The sequence below is a fragment of the Methylocystis heyeri genome (genome assembly GCF_004802635.2).
Lineage (GTDB): Bacteria > Pseudomonadota > Alphaproteobacteria > Rhizobiales > Beijerinckiaceae > Methylocystis > Methylocystis heyeri.
On the sequence record NZ_CP046052.1, the window covers coordinates 2091849 to 2107855 of the forward strand.

Genomic DNA, 16007 nt, shown 5'->3' on the forward strand with positions numbered 1-16007 from the left:
CCGAATGATGATGGGATATCCGCTCGATGGGAGCTTGCTTCGCTCGTCATCCGATCGGCTGGAACAGGCATGAAATCCTGCGATATTGCTATTGAGCATTTCTCAACCAAAAATTCGAACGCCGCCTCTTCGGCCTAAACTTATTCTCCACAAGCATAAAGCGCCGACGAAGGCGCAAAATGCTTTCAAACGGCTGAATTCTCTGCGGTTCAAACCACTCTTTTTTAATTTCTAGCCCGGATGTTTTCGCGGACTGCATTGGTGGAATGAAAACAATGGATAATGAGACTCGTCCCTCTGCTGCCCCCATCCGTGATTTACGCGCTGCGCTGAAAGAGCGCTCGGGCTCGGTCGCGATTCTGTTCGCCCTGGCGGCAGTGCCGCTCATGCTGGCCCTGGGCGTCGCCGCCGACTATGCGCGCACGGCTTCCCTGAAGTCGCGGCTGCAGCAGGCGGCGGACGCCGCCGTCTTGAGCGCAGGAGCAAGATCAGCGCTCACCCAGGCGGCGCGCCAGCAGATCGTCCTGAATGCGCTGCAGGCGAATCTGGGATCGCTGGCGTCGACCGTCAACCTGCAGGCGACGGAATCGGAGCCGCTGCCCGGCACCTACACGGTGAACGTCACGGCGACGCTGCCGACGACGGTGATGAAGATCGCGCACATCAATTCGCTGAATGTGAGCGTGACGTCGACGGCGCAGACCATCGGCGTCTCTTCTCAGGCGCCGCTGGAATTGGCGCTCGCGCTGGATAACACCGGCTCCATGATGAACAATATGTCCGACCTGAAAAGCGCCGCGACGACCCTCGTCCAGACGGTGATGTCGGCGGGGCAGAACGGCTCTGTGCGCGTTTCGGTCGTGCCTTATGTGGCTGCGGTCAATCCCGGATTGACCGACATGAGCATGGTCGACACGACAGCCGGTTCGCCCTGGAACGGCAACTGGTATGTCTGGACTTGGCTGACGCAAAACAGCGGCTGCACGCCGAATTGGGGATCGTCGTCCGGCGGCGGCGGAAGCGGCGGCGCCGGCGCCGGCGGAAGCGGCGACGCCAATGATCTGATCGAGATGATCAATCCTTTCCGGCGCATCGCCCAGGAATTGTTCGGCGTCGCCTCGGCCCATGCGGCGAGCAGCGGCATCACGCCCAATACGATCCCGCCTTTGCTGACCTATAGCTGGAAATCGCCCCAGACCAAGAAGACCTACACCGTTCCGAACGGCTTTCTCACCGTCGGCAAGGATATTTGGGGGCTGCATTCGACGGGCGGCTGCGAGTGGCTGGAAAATCCCGGTCCGGGCGTCATCAGCAATTACGACCTGTTCAGCCGCGTCATGACCAGCACTGGCAAAGCGGCCACCTGGAAAGGCTGCGTGGAGGCGCGTCCGACCAAGACCGACGTCTCATGGTACAATGGCACTTACGGAACGTCGTTGACCGCGTCGCAGGATTACGACGTGACCGACACGCCCCCCTCGGCCAGCGATCCGCTGTCGAAATTCGTGCCTTACTTCTGGCCCGACGAGCCGGATTATTCCCCCTTCACCTGGAGCACGGTGGCCGCGGGAGCCTACTCGTCCACGACCAAGGGGTTCCACAACAACTACCTCTATGACGGAACCATTCCGAACAATTGGGGATGGGCGGCGCTGTCCTATCCCAATTGGAGCGGCGGCCAATATCTCCTGAAATACGACGGAACCACCAAGGCCGCGATCATCCAGGAGACCCCCGACGCCGCAGGCTACACCTACGGCCCCAACGCCGGCTGCCCCGACCCGGTCGTGCGCCTGACCAACAACCAGGGCAATGTCATCTCCGCGATCTCCAACCTCAACTACTGGATGAGCGGCGGCACGGTGATCTCGGAAGGTCTGATGTGGGCATGGCGCACCTTGTCGCCCAACGCGCCCTATTCCGACGGCAAGGCTTACAACACCCCCGGCGTGCAGAAGGTGATCGTTCTGATGACCGACGGCGTCAACGAGCTGATCGACAACGGCAATAATTCGACCAGCATCAACACGCCGAATGTTTCCGACTACTCGGCCTATGGCTATCTCGGCGCCAACCGGCTCTGGTCCGCCAACAGCGCTCAGACCTACACCGCCGCGGCGACCTATTTCGATAATCGCCTGACGGCGGCCTGCACCAACGCCAAAGCGGCTGGGGTGAAGATCTACACCGTCATGTTCAATCACGCCGGCTTTCTGACCACGGCGCAACAGAACCATGTCACCTCGCTTCTGCAGCAATGCGCGTCGCAGCCGACCTACGCTTATCTCGCGACCGACTCGGTCTCGCTGAACAGCGCCTTCAGCGCGATCGCGAGTTCGGCCACGGCGGCGCCGCTGCATCTGACGAAGTAATTTGGACCTCGACTGATTGAGAGTGCGGCAAGGGACCCAGGGATGAGCAATCCCTGGGTTCCTTGCTGCGTCGCTAGAGTGTTTTACGCGTTTCCCACGCCGAAACGGCGCCCACTTCGGCTGGAAACGCTCTGCCCCTCTCGTGAAACCAGTATCGGACCACGGGCGACCAGAGCGAGCCAAACTGCCCACTCCCATCAGTGGCTAGGCTTCTAGCGGGTCAATGCCGGCGCCGTGCCTGTGCTTGTCGCAGCCGCCACGCCACGAAGCCGCGCAGATCCTGAAAATAATGCAGTCTTGCTTGATTTCGGTTCGCTGCGTCTTGGCGCGAATGCCCGGTCATGACGACGAGAAGCGACCGCCGATCCGTAAATGTCCAAGCTTGAAAATGCTCTGAGACCGATTCAACCAGTCGGAAATAGAAGGATATTTTTATTGAATTCGGCTTCGGGTCGGAATTTCCAGTGCAGCGGACGATAGAAAGGTCTTCGACGCGCGGTCGCCGCTCTCACGCCGGCGACCACAAACCCCATCCGCGCCCCTGTCGGCGCCGCGCGGAATTCTACAGCCGCAAATGCGAGGAGGACGCCCTCGGCGACCCCTTATGATGGCCCCAGACGAAGGCGGCGATGGCGCCGACGACGAGCGCTATCAGCGTCACGAGCAGGGTCGAGCGATCGAGCCAGGCGATGAAAGGCACGCTGATTCCCAGGATCAGGCCGACGACGCAAATGCGCCAGGCCCCGATCTGCGCCCCCGCGGTAAAAGTGCCGAGCGCCAGCACTGTGAGAACCAGCAGAGGCGTGGCGACCACATTCACCATCTGGCTGACGTCGGACATGGTGACGATGCGCATGGCGACGAAGACCGCGCCCCAATGCAGCGCCTCGATGCGAATGAGGCGCCCGAGAAGCGCCTGATGCTGCGCGTCGTGCAGGCGGGTCCAGACGCAGACCGCGGCGAAACAGGGGACGAGGAATTCCCAATAATAGGTCGTCGCCACGGGCATGACGCTGGCGAAGGCGACGCCGACGATGGCGGCGATAAGCATCGCGATATAGGGCCAGTCGCGCCTGAAAAAGCCGTGAGCCGTCGATTCGCCCTGTTGCTCGGCCATGACCTCAACTCCTGCGAAAAAAGATTTCCCTGTGCGCCCGAAGCCGGGCGGGCGGCAGCTTCGCCTGTTTCGCCCACCTTGGCAAATCAGCCGACGTCGAGCGGAGCCACGCCTTTGGGCGCGCCGTTGTCGCCGAGATTGATTTTTTCGATACGCGCCTCGGCCTGCGCCAGCAAGGCGTCGCAGCGCTTCTTCAACGCGTCGCCGCGCTCGTAGAGCTTCACGGATTCATCGAGCGAAACCGAGCCCTTTTCCAGCCTGGAAACGATTTCCTCGAGTTCCTGCATAGCCTTCTCGAAAGGCATGGAGTCGATTTCGGCGAGGGCTTCGGACAAGGGATATTCTCTTGATTTCGGCGGTTGCGAGAGTTCTACCCGATCGCCCGGGAAATTGCGAACGCCCTGGCGGGCGGTCACGCGCCGATCGGCTCGGGGTGGCCGGCGATGCGCAAGATGGTCGGAAACTCCTCGCGCAGCTTGCGCTCCATGCCGTCGAGCGCCTCGTGCACGGCCTCGACCGTCAGCATTTCGTCGAAACGGCAGTGATAATTGACCACCAGCCCGCTCGAGGTGCCGCGAACGCGCACGTCGTGGACGTCGTGAACGGCCCCTTCCGCAGCGGCATGGCGCTGCAGCGAGTTCTCGACCGCGGCGCGCATGGCGGGGTCGGCGTCGCGGCCGATGAGAACATGCGGCGCCAGCGGCTCGAGATGGGTGTCGATTTCCGTATCGGCCCCGAACTCGTCCCGCAGCGCGCTCTCGAATTCCGAGGCGACGGCATGGGCGCGGGCGAGCTCCAGCTCCCCTTCCATTTCCATGTCCAGGCTGATGGAGAGTTTTTCGTCGAGCTGCTGCACGACGATGTGATGCGACTGCAGATGCCGCCGCGCCGCGACGAGCAGGATGCGTTCGATCATGGTCTCGTCGTCCAGCGCGCGCGCCTCGATGGTGACCGTGATTTCCGCATTGGCGGAATCCGCCGCGATGGCGCGATTGACCAAGGCCTTGATGCGCGCCGCCTGTTCGACGCTCAAAGTGCGCGAAACCGCGATGGAGGCCTCTCCGATGACCTTGGCGCCCACGGTGCGCAGCCGCAGGCTCTCCAGAGCGATGACGCCGGGAACGTCGTTGATGATCTGGTTGAAATGCGGAACCAGCTCCTTCGGCGCCGCATCGAGCAGGGTCTCGATGGTGCGCCGGCCGAGCCGAAACCCCGCCACCGCGATGAACAGCGCGACGCCGAACGCGGCGACGGCGTCGCCGGCCACGAAGCCGAAATGCGTCGCCGCGAGCCCCAGCAGCACGAGCACGGAAGAAATGAGGTCGCTCGCGAAATGAAGCGCGTCGGCGGCGAGCGCCTCGCTGCCCTCCGCCTCGGCGATTCGGGACAGCTGCCGGGAGCGGACGAAATCGATCAGGATCGAGCCGCCCAGCACGGCGAAGACGGGCCAGCCGGCGTCGATGTCATGGTCGCCTTCGCCGAGCCGGCGCACCGCCTCCGCCACCACCACCAGCGCCAGCCCGAAGAGCAACCCGGTCTCCACCAGAGCGGCGAGAGACTCGATCTTGCCGTGGCCGTAGTGGTGCTCCTCGTCGGCGGGCTTGTCCGCAGCGCGCACGGCGAAATAGGTCAGGATCGTCGCGCCGGTGTCGACCCCGGCGTGGCCGGCCTCGGAAAGGAGCGACAGCGACCCGGACCAGAGCCCCGCCGCAAGCTTGGCGAGGGCGAGAACGGCGCTCGCGGCGATGGACGCCTTGGCGGCGCCCAGCTTCTCGGAAGGCTCTGCAAACTCGAGTTCGTCGGTCATGAGCGTGAGGCTGGTTGAGAGGGAGGCCGGCTCTTCGGCCGAGCCGGACAAGTAGCAATTCGCGCCGGCGCGCGCAAACGCCGCACCCGTTTCGGATGCGGGCCCCGGCGGACGCGCTTGCGCCCCGAGCGGGCGAAAGCGGCGCCGGCGCGCTGGAAAGCCGCTTTGCGGCCGGCCCCGGTCCCCGGGGCTGGGCGAGGCCGGCCTTGATTTCGTCAAAACCGAAGGCGCTCCAGCGTCGCCTCGGCGAGAGGCCCGGCGTAATAGCGGCGCTATCGGCGCCGAATCCGCCCCAGTAGTTTGGCGCAATATTTGCTTGCGTGGTGTCGTCGAAGACTTTGTTCCCTTTCAGACAAGGGCCCGCGAGGATCGATGCCGCTTTACGCCTATCACTGCCAGGATTGCGCCGCCGAGTTCGAACTTTTGGTGCGCGCGTCGGACACTCCCGCCTGCCCTGCCTGCGGCAGCGAAAAGCTGCAGCAGCAGGTGGCCAGGATCTGCTCTGAAATCAAATATCCGGCCATCGCCAAATCATGGCGGCAGCGGGCCGCGCGCGAGGGAGACCTCTCCAATTTCAACAAGTCGGAACAGGGACTGAAGAAATAGCGCGGCGGGGCGGCGCTCGGGCGGTCGGAGCCGGCGCTCCGCTCGCCTCAAACTCGATTCTGTCGCATCGCACAACCGCAAGACTGCGCCAATAGGTCGCTGCCCATTCGCGTCGGATTCAGCTATATTTTACCAATAGCAATGTAGTATATGTCGTGATACGATATGTTTTGTGTGGCGATGCGTGCTGCGATGCAAAACCGGAAGTGAGGAACTGGTATGGAATCCTTCAGAACCTGGTTGCAAGACTGGTCTGACGCCTGCGAATACGCCAAAGAATGCGCGCCGGACCTCTCCTTCCTGGCTCCCCATGAGCCCTACACGGCGCTGGCCGCGATCGCCGCCGCCTGCGCTTTCCTCTGGTGGTGGAACGAGAAGCGAATCATTCCCCTGATCGATGCGGAAAGCCGCTACCGCCGTCCGGCGGAGACCGCCGCGACCGCCGGGCTGCGGCTGGTTCTCGACGATCTGAAGGAAATGTGCCAGCAGCGCCGGGCCGCCGCCTGAGGTCCCGCGGGCTTCGACCCGCGAGGGAACCGCACAGGAAAGCCGGCGGAGTTTTTCCGCCGCGATATGCTCCGCATTAACGGTCGTGATTTAAAAAGCCTGCGCGGTTTCCGGCTCGCATCGCTCGACGGGCCGGAAAATCGCGTTTGCTTCCGGCTGCGTTCTCGCGCCGCGAGCGCTAGATAGGCCTTGTCGAATTCAAAAGGACGCTTCATGCGCTATCTCCACACCATGGTGCGGGTCGCCGATCTGCAGCGCTCGCTCGACTTTTACTGCGGCGCTCTCGGGATGGTCGAAATCCGCCGCAGTGAGAACGACAAGGGGCGCTACACCCTGGTTTATCTCGCCGCCCCCGGCGACGCGGCCGCGGCCCGGGACGAAGATGCGCCTCTGCTCGAACTGACCTTCAACTGGGACCCCGAGATATATTCGGGCGGGCGCAATTTCGGTCATGTCGCCTTCGCCGTCGACGATATCTACCAGACCTGCTCGCGTCTCCTGGCCGCCGGCGTGACCATCAATCGCCCGCCGCGCGACGGTCACATGGCCTTCATCCGTTCGCCGGATAATATTTCGATAGAGCTGTTGCAGTGCGACGCGCCGCTCCCGCCGCGGGAGCCGTGGACGTCCATGCAAAATATCGGGGTTTGGTGACGAGCCTCGAGCTTGGCGCGCCGCGGCGCAGCACATAATTACGCTGAAGCTCTGGAACCACTGCGCCCTTTGCGCGTTGGATCCTTTAAGCGACCTGGGCCGGAATGCGCCGCCAGCCAGGCCGGCCTCGCGGCGCTCCTATGGGGCGCCCTCGCGACAATGTCCGCCGTATGGCGGCGTCGCGGCAAAGGCGCAAATTTTGCTTAACGCCAATGCGCGGTCGACGCCTTATGAAGCCGGGCGAACGAGCGCCACGAAGAAAATGCGTCGGGCTTGCGACGGCGTCCCCGCCGCTGCATCGCGTGCGAAATGTTAAGGGGAACCAGCGGAGAAAGCCGGACAAGCCCGCATGACGAGAAACGGAGAAGGAGGACGTTATGTTGATCGCTGACCTGATCCATTCCTGTTCGAACGCCAATGTCGCGGAGGCCGCCGTTTGCTGCATCGGGGGCAGCTTCGCCGAGCGGGTCGCCGCCGTGGCGGTCAAGAACGGGATGAATGTAGGTCGATTCGTGGCCGCCATCGTCCGGGATTTCGGACGGCGCGCCAACGACGAGGCGATCGACGCGCTCCGCCGCCAGATCAGCGGGACGGACCAGCCGCTGCTCCATGGTCTCGTCCATGTGCTGGAGCCGGTGCTGCATGAGGGCGTCAGTTTTTACGACGACGAGACGCTGGGCGCCCCGGTGTCGGCGCTACGTGGCTCCCCCTGGTATGCCGGCCGCATCTGCCTGCAGTAAAAATGAGCCAACCCGTAATCGGGCCGCCTCTCCCACGCCAGGGAGAGGCTTTTTTATTCGCCCTGCCGCGGCCTTGCGAAAATCCGGGGCTCGCGGGACCTCAACCCCATGATCTCGCAGGATTCAGGTCGCTCCGGCGAAGGGCGGGAGCCTCCGCCGCTTTGCCGCGTCGACCTGCGCGCTCGGCGGGCGTTGCCCGAAAATATGGGAGCAGGCTTTACCGGAAAATATTGGAGTAGTATCTCCCTGAGACGGATCAACGCGAAACCGGACCATGGACCATTTCCTCGATCAGGCTCAAATCATCGAGCTCATCTCGGCGTACGGCTATTGGGCGATTTTCGTCGTGGTGTCGCTGGAAAGCGCAGGCCTGCCTCTGCCCGGCGAGACCATGCTGGTCGGAGCCGCGATCTATGCCGGACAAACCGGGGCGCTTTCGATCGAGGACATTATTTTCGCGGCGGGCGGCGGAGCCATCGCCGGCGACAACATCGGCTATTGGCTGGGGCGCGAATATGGAAGCTCGCTGCTCGAGCGCTACGGCCCCTGGATCGGAGTGACGCCCAAAAAGCTCAGGCTCGGACAATATCTGTTCCTGCGCTGGGGCGGATGGATCGTCTTCATCGGTCGTTTCGTCACCCTGCTGCGCATGCTCGCGGCCCCTCTCGCCGGCGCCAACCGGCTGCCGCCCGCGCAGTTCTTCATCTTCAACGCCGCCGGCGGCGTGATATGGGCTCATATTTTCGGGCTCGGGGGCTATTATCTCACCTCGGCCTTCCAGCTGGTCGAGGGAAGACTCGCCTTCATCATGTTCATGATCGTCTTTGTCGGCCTCGTGTGGCTGTGGCGCTATTTCCGCCTCCATGAGGAACGCCTCATCGACGAAGCGGAAGCCGCGCTTGCGGAAAAGAGCGCGGAGCTGCCTTTATAGGTTCTACGAGAACGTCTCGAAGCGGGGACCGCGTCGGGCGGTCGAAAGCGCTTTGTCCAGGTCTCTCGCTAGCGCCGCCTTTTGCTCGGGACCGAGGAAGGCGCCGATTTCCACGGTCTCGCCGCGCGACACCAGCGCAATTCGCTCGGTGCCGAATTCCTCGTGCACTTCCTGTTCGAGCCGCACCCAGTAAGGATTGAATCGCCACACCCTGCGCTGCCCGTGAGCCGAAACCTTCTCGAACACGAGTTCGAGCGGCGTGACGCCCACCGTCTCATAGGCGCCGGCCGAGCGGAAACTGGCCTTGAATGCAATGTAGAGCAGCAGTACGTCCAGGCCCATGAAACCCGCCACCGGCCAGGCTCCCATCAGGAAAAACGGCAGCGAAAGGCCGAAAGTGACGCCGCAGAATATGAAGATGAACCGCTTGAAGGCGCGAGGCGAGAGCGAGCGATATGGCGTCAGGCGCGTCGCAAAAATGCACTGCTCCTCCGGCCGGACGCTGGTCGCCATTGGCTTTCGCCCCTTTCTTCACGGGATTATAACGCTCCCATGACCGAGGAACAGATAGGGAGAAGCCCCAAGAAGCCGGGGCGGCCGGGCAAGGGCGTGGAAATGGCGCGCATATCCGCCATTTTCGAACGTTTCGAAGCGGCCGAGCCGCACCCCCGCGGCGAACTTATCCACACCAATGTTTTCACCCTGCTCGTCGCGGTAGTGCTGAGCGCCCAGGCGACCGACGCCGGCGTCAACAAGGCGACGGCCGGCTTGTTCGCCGTGGCCGACACTCCCGAAAAAATGGCTGCGCTGGGCGAAGAGCGGGTGCAGGAATATGTCAAGACCATCGGCCTCTATCGCACCAAGGCCAAAAATGTCGTCGCGCTGTCCAGAATTTTGGTCGAGCGTTACGGCGGCGAGGTTCCCCGCGACCGGGCGGCGCTGGAATCGCTGCCCGGCGTCGGCCGCAAGACGGCGAATGTCGTGCTCAACATCGCCTTCGGCGAACCGGTGATCGCCGTAGACACGCATATTTTCCGGGTTTCCAACCGGCTGCCGCTGGCGGCGGGGAAAAACGTCGAAACGGTCGAAGCCGGGCTCGAAAAAATCGTGCCCGGCCGTTTCAAGCTTCACGCCCATCACTGGCTGATTCTGCACGGACGTTACGTCTGCAAGGCGCGGCGCCCTTTGTGCGAGGCCTGCATCCTGTCGGATCTTTGCCGCTATCCCGGCAAGACGGTCTGAACCTCAGTCCGCGCAGTGGTCGCCGTCGGGCATGGCGACATTCCCTTGCATGGCGACATGGAACGGACAATCGGCGCAGTCGCGCCCCGCGCAATGCGCGCAGCCGCCGGCCGAAGGGGCCGCCTGATTCGCGGTCTGCGCCGCGATGCCGGGCGGATGATCGCCGGCGTCCGAAGGGGCGGCGTGGACGAAAGTGGCGGTCAGCGGCAGGGCGAACAAGAGCGCCGCCAGTTTTTTCATCATCGTGAAACTCCTCTGGAAAGAGAGAAACCGGCGCCGCGAACGGCGCCGGTCTCTGGCGTTATTTTATGAGATGCAGCGGCGAAGTGGTCAGCGACCCCATGATCGACGCAACCGCCGCGTTGATGTCGCTCGAAGTGGTGGCTTGATAGGCGAGGTTGGAGGAAGTGGCGCAGGCGGCCATATTGGTCTTCAGCGAGGTCATGAACCCCGGGTAGTTCTGCATGTAGTAGACGCGCCAGTCGAAATACTGGGAATCCGTCGGATTGGTCGGGCTCGGATTGTCGAGAACGAAGGTGGTGTAGAGAGTCACCACTTTCGCTCCGGCGTTGCTCAGCGGCTGGCACCAGCTCGGGCTGACCGGAGCAAGCTCGAAATTGCCGCCATTGACCGGGTCCGGAATGCACGGGGGCGCATTGGGCGTGCCGGTCGGCGTGATATAGGGCGACGCGCCGAGCGGGTTCGATTTCGAAGCGTTGGGATAGCACAGCGTGCCGGTCTGCGCCGCGCCGACCGCCCAGTGATCGGCGTTCTTCTGATCGCCGGTCATCACATTGTAATTGGCGTCGAGAGAATAGTTATAGGCGTTCTTGGCGTTGGAGGCATTGCCGACATTGCCGTTGTAGAGGCTGTTGGAATAGCCCGGCGAGGAATTACCGGCGAGGCTCGTGCCGGTATAGGTGCTGGTGCAGGTGGTTTGAGTCACGAGATTGCAGTAGTTCCAGTCCTGATTATAGCACTGATAATTCCCGTTTCTGCTCTGATAGGGCGTGCCGCACTGGTTGCCCCACCTGTCCTGGCATGTGTACGAGTTTTTGCAGACGGGCGCCGGCGGAGCCGTGTAGGTGGTGGCGAGAGGATTGGCGTTGTCGTAGAGACCGTCGGAAATCACCACGACATAATTCAACGGTTTGCCGGACGACGAGCCGTCGCCGTTCGTGCCGACGAGGCTCTGGACCTGGGAGAGCGCCGATTGCAGATTGGTGCCGCCGCCTCCCGCACTATTGGCGCCGGCGATGTCGAGCTTACCGACGGCGGTGGTCAGCGAGCTCCAGTTGCTGGTCAGCGACTGAACCGTGCGGAAACTGTTGTCGAAGCTGTAGACCGCCGCCTGAAGGGTGATGCCGTTCGCCGTCGAAATCTGCTTCGCCTGGGTTATGGCGTTGGTGAGGGCGGTTTTGACCGCGTCGATGCGCAGGTTGATGTTCTGCTGATGAGCGTAGGTCACGCCGTCGACGATCGAGACGCTCGAAGAAGGTCCGCGGCAGGCGTCTGTCGAGGTGGTGTAGGCCGCGACGCCGGAGTGGCAGGCGAAGGAGCACTGCAGCGAGCTCGACGACATCTTGGTGCGGTCGGCCGGATCGGCGCCGACGCCCATCGACTGCGACGTGTCGACCAGAAAATGCATGTTGATGTTGGTTATCGGATTTCCGCCCGGCGTCGTAAGCTGAGAGGTCGCCTGGGCCGAGGCGCCGAGCGTCACCCCGGAAATATTGGCCAAGTTCATGATCGCGGTCTGGAGAGTGCCGGTGGCGCTCACCTTCCAGACGCCGCTGCCGAGGTCGGTTTCGGTGACCTGAACACTGAGGCCTGAAGCCGTTCCGAGGTCGGCCTTGACGATGTTGCTCGCGAGCAGCTGATGCTGAGAAGCGGAAAGACCGGGCTGCGCCCCGACCTGGAGAACCGCGGCGTCGACGGCGCTCTGGAGCCGCGTGCGCATGCTGACCGCGCGGCCGTAATCCACCGCCACGCCCAGAATGAGCATGAGGGGAATCGCTGCGAGAGCGAACATGAGGGTGACGGCGCCCGAGCGCGCCCTGAGGAAGCTCTTACCTGAACGCGGCAGGTCGGCGTTAGGCTCCGGATTATGCGATGCTCGACGGGACACTGTCCTACTCCATCAATTCTCGTCGCCAAACGGCGCAATACTTTCCAGGACAAGCTTACGCCGCACCTTCAAGGGGATGAGACGATTCGCTCGGGCGAATGGGGACCATGGCGACCATAGGCGGGCAATCACTACTCAGACATAAAGATGATCAAATAAGCCGGCGGCGCAGGAGAAAGCCTCGATTACGCGAATTCCGGGCAAGTCCATGTTTTATATGTCTGTGGAACGAGTATTGTTATATAACGTAGGCTCTAAAATGGGTTGGAGGCATTTGTGACATAGTTTCCGGCTCGTCGCCCAAAACCCGTTCAAATGCTTGCGTCGAATTAACTTTCACGGAATTTCCAGCGCGGCCGCGCCTCCGCGGACAGGCGCGTTTGAGAGCGCGCCAGGGCGAGAGCTTCGGGTTTTCTTTGATTTATCGAGGAACCCGCCGGGACGGCCCCCTCGATCGCCGAGGCCTCGGTCCGTGCTCAGGTAGCATGCCGACAGGGTCTGGCGCTGGACGCGCCGCGACGAGCCTGGGGTCAAACGCCTCCGCTGGCGCCGCCGTTCGGGAAACAGGCCGAGGCGGTCAGGACGAAGTTATGTCCCAGCACGGTTACGACGCCCGGGACCATCGAGTTGAATGTATGGTTTATCGTTACCTGGGAGAATCCGGAAACGCCGCCGCAACTGGCGGTGGAATTGAGCGTGAGGTCGCTCGCGGGCAATGTCAGGCCCCATTTTCCTGCAACGGTCTGCGCATAGCTTTGAGTCAAAGCAGCGTTGTAGACATTGTTCACGGCGCAGTTGGATAGTTCGAGGCCCATGCAGCGGGCGACCGTGGCGGCGGTCTGCTCCAGCGACGATTGGGTCCAGTAAGCGCGCGAGAATTCGATGGCGCCGAAAATGAACATGAGCATCGGCACGGCCACGAAGCCGAATTCGACCGACGTGGCCCCCCGCACATCGCGCCGGAAGCTGACAAAACGATTATGGATCATTGGACCTGCACCACGCTCCAGACGCTTCCGGAGGCATTGAAGAAGCTGCTTGGCAGGAGAAGCGGCGTGAATGAGCGGGATGCGCTGATGACGACGAACTTCCCCGAGAGCCCTCCCGAAGGGCAGACTGAGCCCGCGCTGGAATAGGCGCTGTTCCAGACTAGGCTGCCCAATTTGCCGGTAGGACAATAATAGCTGTCGGCCCTGGACGCCGTTCCGCTGGTGCTCGACACACCGCCCGTAATGGCCGCTGCAGGCCCATTGTTCACGGTGACGGTGGCGTTGGCCCAGTTGGTCGAATGGCTGGAGGCGACGATAGCCGCGAGATTGGCCGCAAGAGTCGCACCGCCTGAGGAATTGACCTGCGAGGCATTGGTCAAGGCGTAATTTGCGGCGGAGGTGAGCGCCGAGGAAAGATTGAAATCGGTATACAGCGCATTGGCGACGTCGACCGTACCGACCATAAGCAAAAGATATATGGGCGCCAGAAGTGCGAATTCGGCTCCGGCAGTTCCGCGCTGCTCCTTCAGCCATATGCTCAGCCGCATTGAGCATGCGCGAATCTTGGTCATATTATTCTACCTCGGTTATCAAACTTGACCTTAGCGGCTACTTGACGATCGAGACCGTCGTCCCGCTCGAATTGGTCCCGCCTGTTCCGGTGATGCAGGTGGAGGCTGCCGCCGCGCCGCCCGAGAGCGAGATCGTCTGGGCGACGATCTCGAGACATGCGCCGGCGCCGTTTACGACCGAGGCGCCGCCGGACATGCTGAACGGTCCGGTCGGAGTGTAGAGCGCTCCCGAAATGGTGGTGTTCGATGCGCCCGCTCCGAGGAATATGCCGGCGGCCGTCCCGCCCGCCATGGGTCCCGCAACCGCGAGATTTTGGGTCCCGGCGGTCGAGCTCGTCGGCGCGACGAGCGTGAAGTTCGTGAATCCGGCGCCGACATAGAAGCCGTAAGCGTTTCTGCTGCTGTCGGTATAGGCTATGGCGTTGGCGCCGTAGGCGACCGTGACGCCGTATCCGTAGACGCCCACCGACTGGGAAGAAGACGAACCTCCGCCATTGTAGTTCGGTATGGTGCAGGTGACGGCGCCGCCGCTGCTGATGCCGGCGCCGAAATAGCCGGCCACGGTATAGACGCCCGTGCCGAGCACGGTGCCGCCCTGGAGGTTCATCGAGCCGTTGATGTCGTGTTGGGCCGAGGCGCTGATCAAAGTGCAGCGGCCGCCGCCGTCGACGAGATTGCCGTTGAGCTGGAAGACGCAGCCGGCGCAAGTGGCGTCGCCGAGAGTCACAACGGCTCCGCCCGTCAGGTTGAGCGCATTGCCGTCCCCGGAACGTCCGATCTGATAGCTGTTGCCGGTCGAGCCGGAGCCCATGGTCAGGACCGTGCCGCCGCCCGAATACACGCCCTTCGATGTCGTGAAGGTGCTGGGACCCGCGAAGGACAGCAAAGTCGAAGTGTTGCAGATCGAATAGGCGTAGCCGTTCGTGCAAGTCGTGGAGGACGGCGCGCCGATGTTGAAGGTTCCGGGACCGAAAGCCGTGGTGCTCCCGCCTCCCGCGCTCAGGCCCTGGTTGAGATTATAGGTGTAGCTTCCCGAGGCGAAGGTGGTCGTGGAGGGGCTCGCATTCGACGAGGGAGCGGTCGAAGCCCCGAAAATGGTGACGCCGGAAAGGCTGATGGAGCCGACGAAATTGAAATTCCCTGCGCCGAAGACGGTCGTGCCCGCCGTGCTGAGGGTCTGGGCGAAGTTGAAGTTCCCGACGCCATAGGTCGTGGTCCCGCCGCTGCTGGACACGGCTCCGAAAGTCGTCGCGCCGGCGGCGGACACGGGCTGAAGGAAGTTGTAGGTTCCGGGCCCGAAAGACGATGTCGTGTAGTTGGTGCTGACGGCGTAATTGAAGTTGTAAACCGCCGAAGAGGATCCCGAAGGCATGAAGACCATGCCCGGGCCGCTCACGATGGCGCTGTTGATATTGTATGTGTTCGACGCGCAGCCGCTGATGGTCCAGGCGCTGGAGCCGCTGTTCCAGGTCGCTGTGCATCCCGTCGAGGAGTCCGTCACCGTCGTCGTGGGGTACCAGCCGAGATTGGTGAGGCTGCTCGGCCAGGCCCTGCCCCCCGCAGCCGCGCTAACTGTCACGCTCGGCGCCGAGGGCGACGTTATCGCCGTCACGGTGGACATGCGGCCTTCCGCCGTCGTCACCGGGCTCGTGGTCGCAAGCGGATCCGTCGACGCCATTTTTGTCGCCGTCGCCGGCGTCATGTTGGAGCAGCCGACCGTCGGCGCAACCGTATTGTAGCTGACGCTGCTGGCGGTCAGCGTTGTCCCGCACGGCACGACGACAGTGTTGTTGGTGGCGACGCCGCAAGACGGCGCGGTCAGCGAAACGCCGCCGCTCAGGGACAGCGCCGCGCTGGCGCTGAGCCCGAGAACGCAAGGAGCCGCAACGGCGGAGGCGTTGAGCTGGGCATAGGAACGCGCCGTCGGCGAAAGGGTCCTGCCCGAGCCCAGAATCGGAGCCAGAAACAAATACTGCGACGTCTGTATCGTGACTGCGACCGCCTGGCTGGTCGTGCTCGCCGGCGAATTTCCAAGGCTCACCGTAACGCTCGCAGCGGGAACGCCGTTCAACGCCGCAATGTTGTTCGCCATCGAGCGCGCGGTGGCGAGCGTGGTCGTCGTGCCGCAGTTGCCGTTGGCGATGCAATAGGTGGCGGCGATATAGGAAGCGAGATCGGCGGTCCGCTGGTTTTGCTCCTGATGTAGCAACCCCGCGCCATATTCCACGGCGAGCGCGGCGAATCCCATCAGCAGGGGAATCGCTACGGCCCCGAGGATCGTGACAGTCCCACGGACGTCGGACCAAAAAGACTTTCGTTCGGTACAAATCATTGGCGTGCGG

At 62.8% G+C, this 16007-nt stretch carries 16 protein-coding genes; 7 read left to right on the plus strand and 9 right to left on the minus strand.

Annotated elements, in window-relative coordinates; all coding sequences use genetic code 11:
- Positions 1–275 precede the first annotated feature (275 nt).
- The gene (locus H2LOC_RS09560) at positions 276–2372 is read left to right on the plus strand and encodes a TadE/TadG family type IV pilus assembly protein (protein WP_162009741.1); all 2097 of its coding nucleotides are present in this window, start codon (positions 276–278) and stop codon (positions 2370–2372) included.
- Positions 2373–2934: 562 nt separating this feature from the next.
- On the opposite strand, the gene H2LOC_RS09565 is transcribed toward H2LOC_RS09560, so the two are convergent.
- From H2LOC_RS09565 to H2LOC_RS09575, 3 genes are all read right to left on the minus strand, one after another.
- On the minus strand, positions 2935–3489 hold the full coding sequence (locus H2LOC_RS09565) for a hypothetical protein (RefSeq protein WP_136496195.1): 555 nt from the start codon (positions 3487–3489) through the stop codon (positions 2935–2937).
- Positions 3490–3575: 86 nt separating this feature from the next.
- Positions 3576–3824 carry an exodeoxyribonuclease VII small subunit gene (locus H2LOC_RS09570; protein WP_136496196.1) on the minus strand — a complete coding sequence of 83 codons (249 nt, stop codon included), beginning with the start codon at positions 3822–3824 and terminating at the stop codon, positions 3576–3578.
- Between the two features lie 77 nt (positions 3825–3901).
- Positions 3902–5347 (minus strand): cation diffusion facilitator family transporter, encoded by a 1446-nt coding sequence (locus tag H2LOC_RS09575; protein WP_246207097.1) that lies wholly within the window; start codon positions 5345–5347, stop codon positions 3902–3904.
- A 321-nt stretch (positions 5348–5668) separates the two neighbouring features.
- Here H2LOC_RS09575 and H2LOC_RS09580 point away from each other — a divergent pair, with 321 nt between their 5' ends.
- The 5 genes from H2LOC_RS09580 (at position 5669) to H2LOC_RS09600 (ending at position 8734) form a co-directional block, all read left to right on the plus strand.
- Positions 5669–5902 (plus strand): FmdB family zinc ribbon protein, encoded by a 234-nt coding sequence (locus H2LOC_RS09580; protein WP_136496197.1) that lies wholly within the window; start codon positions 5669–5671, stop codon positions 5900–5902.
- 219 nt (positions 5903–6121) lie between these two features.
- On the plus strand, positions 6122–6409 hold the full coding sequence (locus tag H2LOC_RS21560) for a hypothetical protein (protein ID WP_136496198.1): 288 nt from the start codon (positions 6122–6124) through the stop codon (positions 6407–6409).
- 213 nt (positions 6410–6622) lie between these two features.
- A complete protein-coding gene (locus tag H2LOC_RS09590) occupies positions 6623–7063 on the plus strand; it encodes a VOC family protein (RefSeq protein ID WP_136496199.1) in 441 nt (146 codons plus the stop codon).
- 377 nt (positions 7064–7440) lie between these two features.
- Positions 7441–7803, plus strand: coding sequence for a hypothetical protein (locus H2LOC_RS09595; RefSeq protein ID WP_136496200.1), 363 nt, complete (start codon positions 7441–7443; stop codon positions 7801–7803).
- A gap of 274 nt (positions 7804–8077) precedes the next feature.
- Positions 8078–8734 (plus strand): DedA family protein, encoded by a 657-nt coding sequence (locus H2LOC_RS09600; protein ID WP_136496201.1) that lies wholly within the window; start codon positions 8078–8080, stop codon positions 8732–8734.
- Positions 8735–8737: 3 nt separating this feature from the next.
- Here the strand turns inward: H2LOC_RS09600 and H2LOC_RS09605 are convergent, their stop codons facing one another.
- Positions 8738–9247 carry a DUF2244 domain-containing protein gene (locus tag H2LOC_RS09605; RefSeq protein WP_136496202.1) on the minus strand — a complete coding sequence of 170 codons (510 nt, stop codon included), beginning with the start codon at positions 9245–9247 and terminating at the stop codon, positions 8738–8740.
- A gap of 39 nt (positions 9248–9286) precedes the next feature.
- Between H2LOC_RS09605 and nth the strand changes: the two genes are divergently transcribed.
- Positions 9287–9976: an endonuclease III gene (nth, locus tag H2LOC_RS09610; protein WP_136496203.1), complete on the plus strand. Its 690-nt coding sequence runs from the start codon at positions 9287–9289 to the stop codon at positions 9974–9976.
- Positions 9977–9979: 3 nt separating this feature from the next.
- Here nth and H2LOC_RS09615 read toward each other — a convergent pair whose 3' ends face one another.
- The 5 genes from H2LOC_RS09615 to H2LOC_RS09635 form a co-directional block, all read right to left on the minus strand.
- Positions 9980–10219 carry a hypothetical protein gene (locus H2LOC_RS09615; protein ID WP_136496204.1) on the minus strand — a complete coding sequence of 80 codons (240 nt, stop codon included), beginning with the start codon at positions 10217–10219 and terminating at the stop codon, positions 9980–9982.
- A gap of 58 nt (positions 10220–10277) precedes the next feature.
- Positions 10278–12104: a TadE/TadG family type IV pilus assembly protein gene (locus H2LOC_RS09620; protein WP_136496205.1), complete on the minus strand. Its 1827-nt coding sequence runs from the start codon at positions 12102–12104 to the stop codon at positions 10278–10280.
- Between the two features lie 530 nt (positions 12105–12634).
- Positions 12635–13093 (minus strand): TadE/TadG family type IV pilus assembly protein, encoded by a 459-nt coding sequence (locus H2LOC_RS09625; protein ID WP_136496206.1) that lies wholly within the window; start codon positions 13091–13093, stop codon positions 12635–12637.
- A complete protein-coding gene (locus tag H2LOC_RS09630; RefSeq protein WP_136496207.1) occupies positions 13090–13665 on the minus strand; it encodes a TadE/TadG family type IV pilus assembly protein in 576 nt (191 codons plus the stop codon). The genes H2LOC_RS09625 and H2LOC_RS09630 overlap by 4 nt, the downstream gene beginning before the upstream one ends.
- Positions 13666–13702: 37 nt before the next feature.
- Positions 13703–15997 carry a Tad domain-containing protein gene (locus tag H2LOC_RS09635; protein WP_136496208.1) on the minus strand — a complete coding sequence of 765 codons (2295 nt, stop codon included), beginning with the start codon at positions 15995–15997 and terminating at the stop codon, positions 13703–13705.
- Positions 15998–16007: the final 10 nt, after the last annotated feature.

Bases quoted from the DNA above. Each gene is read 5' to 3' on its own strand.
- H2LOC_RS09560 (WP_162009741.1), top strand. From the start codon at position 276: ATGGATAATGAGACTCGTCCCTCTGCTGCCCCCATCCGTGATTTACGC.
- H2LOC_RS09565 (WP_136496195.1), bottom strand. From the start codon at position 3,489: ATGGCCGAGCAACAGGGCGAATCGACGGCTCACGGCTTTTTCAGGCGC.
- H2LOC_RS09580 (WP_136496197.1), top strand. From the start codon at position 5,669: ATGCCGCTTTACGCCTATCACTGCCAGGATTGCGCCGCCGAGTTCGAA.
- H2LOC_RS21560 (WP_136496198.1), top strand. From the start codon at position 6,122: ATGGAATCCTTCAGAACCTGGTTGCAAGACTGGTCTGACGCCTGCGAA.
- H2LOC_RS09590 (WP_136496199.1), top strand. From the start codon at position 6,623: ATGCGCTATCTCCACACCATGGTGCGGGTCGCCGATCTGCAGCGCTCG.
- H2LOC_RS09595 (WP_136496200.1), top strand. From the start codon at position 7,441: ATGTTGATCGCTGACCTGATCCATTCCTGTTCGAACGCCAATGTCGCG.
- H2LOC_RS09600 (WP_136496201.1), top strand. From the start codon at position 8,078: ATGGACCATTTCCTCGATCAGGCTCAAATCATCGAGCTCATCTCGGCG.
- H2LOC_RS09605 (WP_136496202.1), bottom strand. From the start codon at position 9,247: ATGGCGACCAGCGTCCGGCCGGAGGAGCAGTGCATTTTTGCGACGCGC.
- nth (WP_136496203.1), top strand. From the start codon at position 9,287: ATGACCGAGGAACAGATAGGGAGAAGCCCCAAGAAGCCGGGGCGGCCG.
- H2LOC_RS09615 (WP_136496204.1), bottom strand. From the start codon at position 10,219: ATGATGAAAAAACTGGCGGCGCTCTTGTTCGCCCTGCCGCTGACCGCC.
- H2LOC_RS09625 (WP_136496206.1), bottom strand. From the start codon at position 13,093: ATGATCCATAATCGTTTTGTCAGCTTCCGGCGCGATGTGCGGGGGGCC.
- H2LOC_RS09630 (WP_136496207.1), bottom strand. From the start codon at position 13,665: ATGACCAAGATTCGCGCATGCTCAATGCGGCTGAGCATATGGCTGAAG.
- H2LOC_RS09635 (WP_136496208.1), bottom strand. From the start codon at position 15,997: ATGATTTGTACCGAACGAAAGTCTTTTTGGTCCGACGTCCGTGGGACT.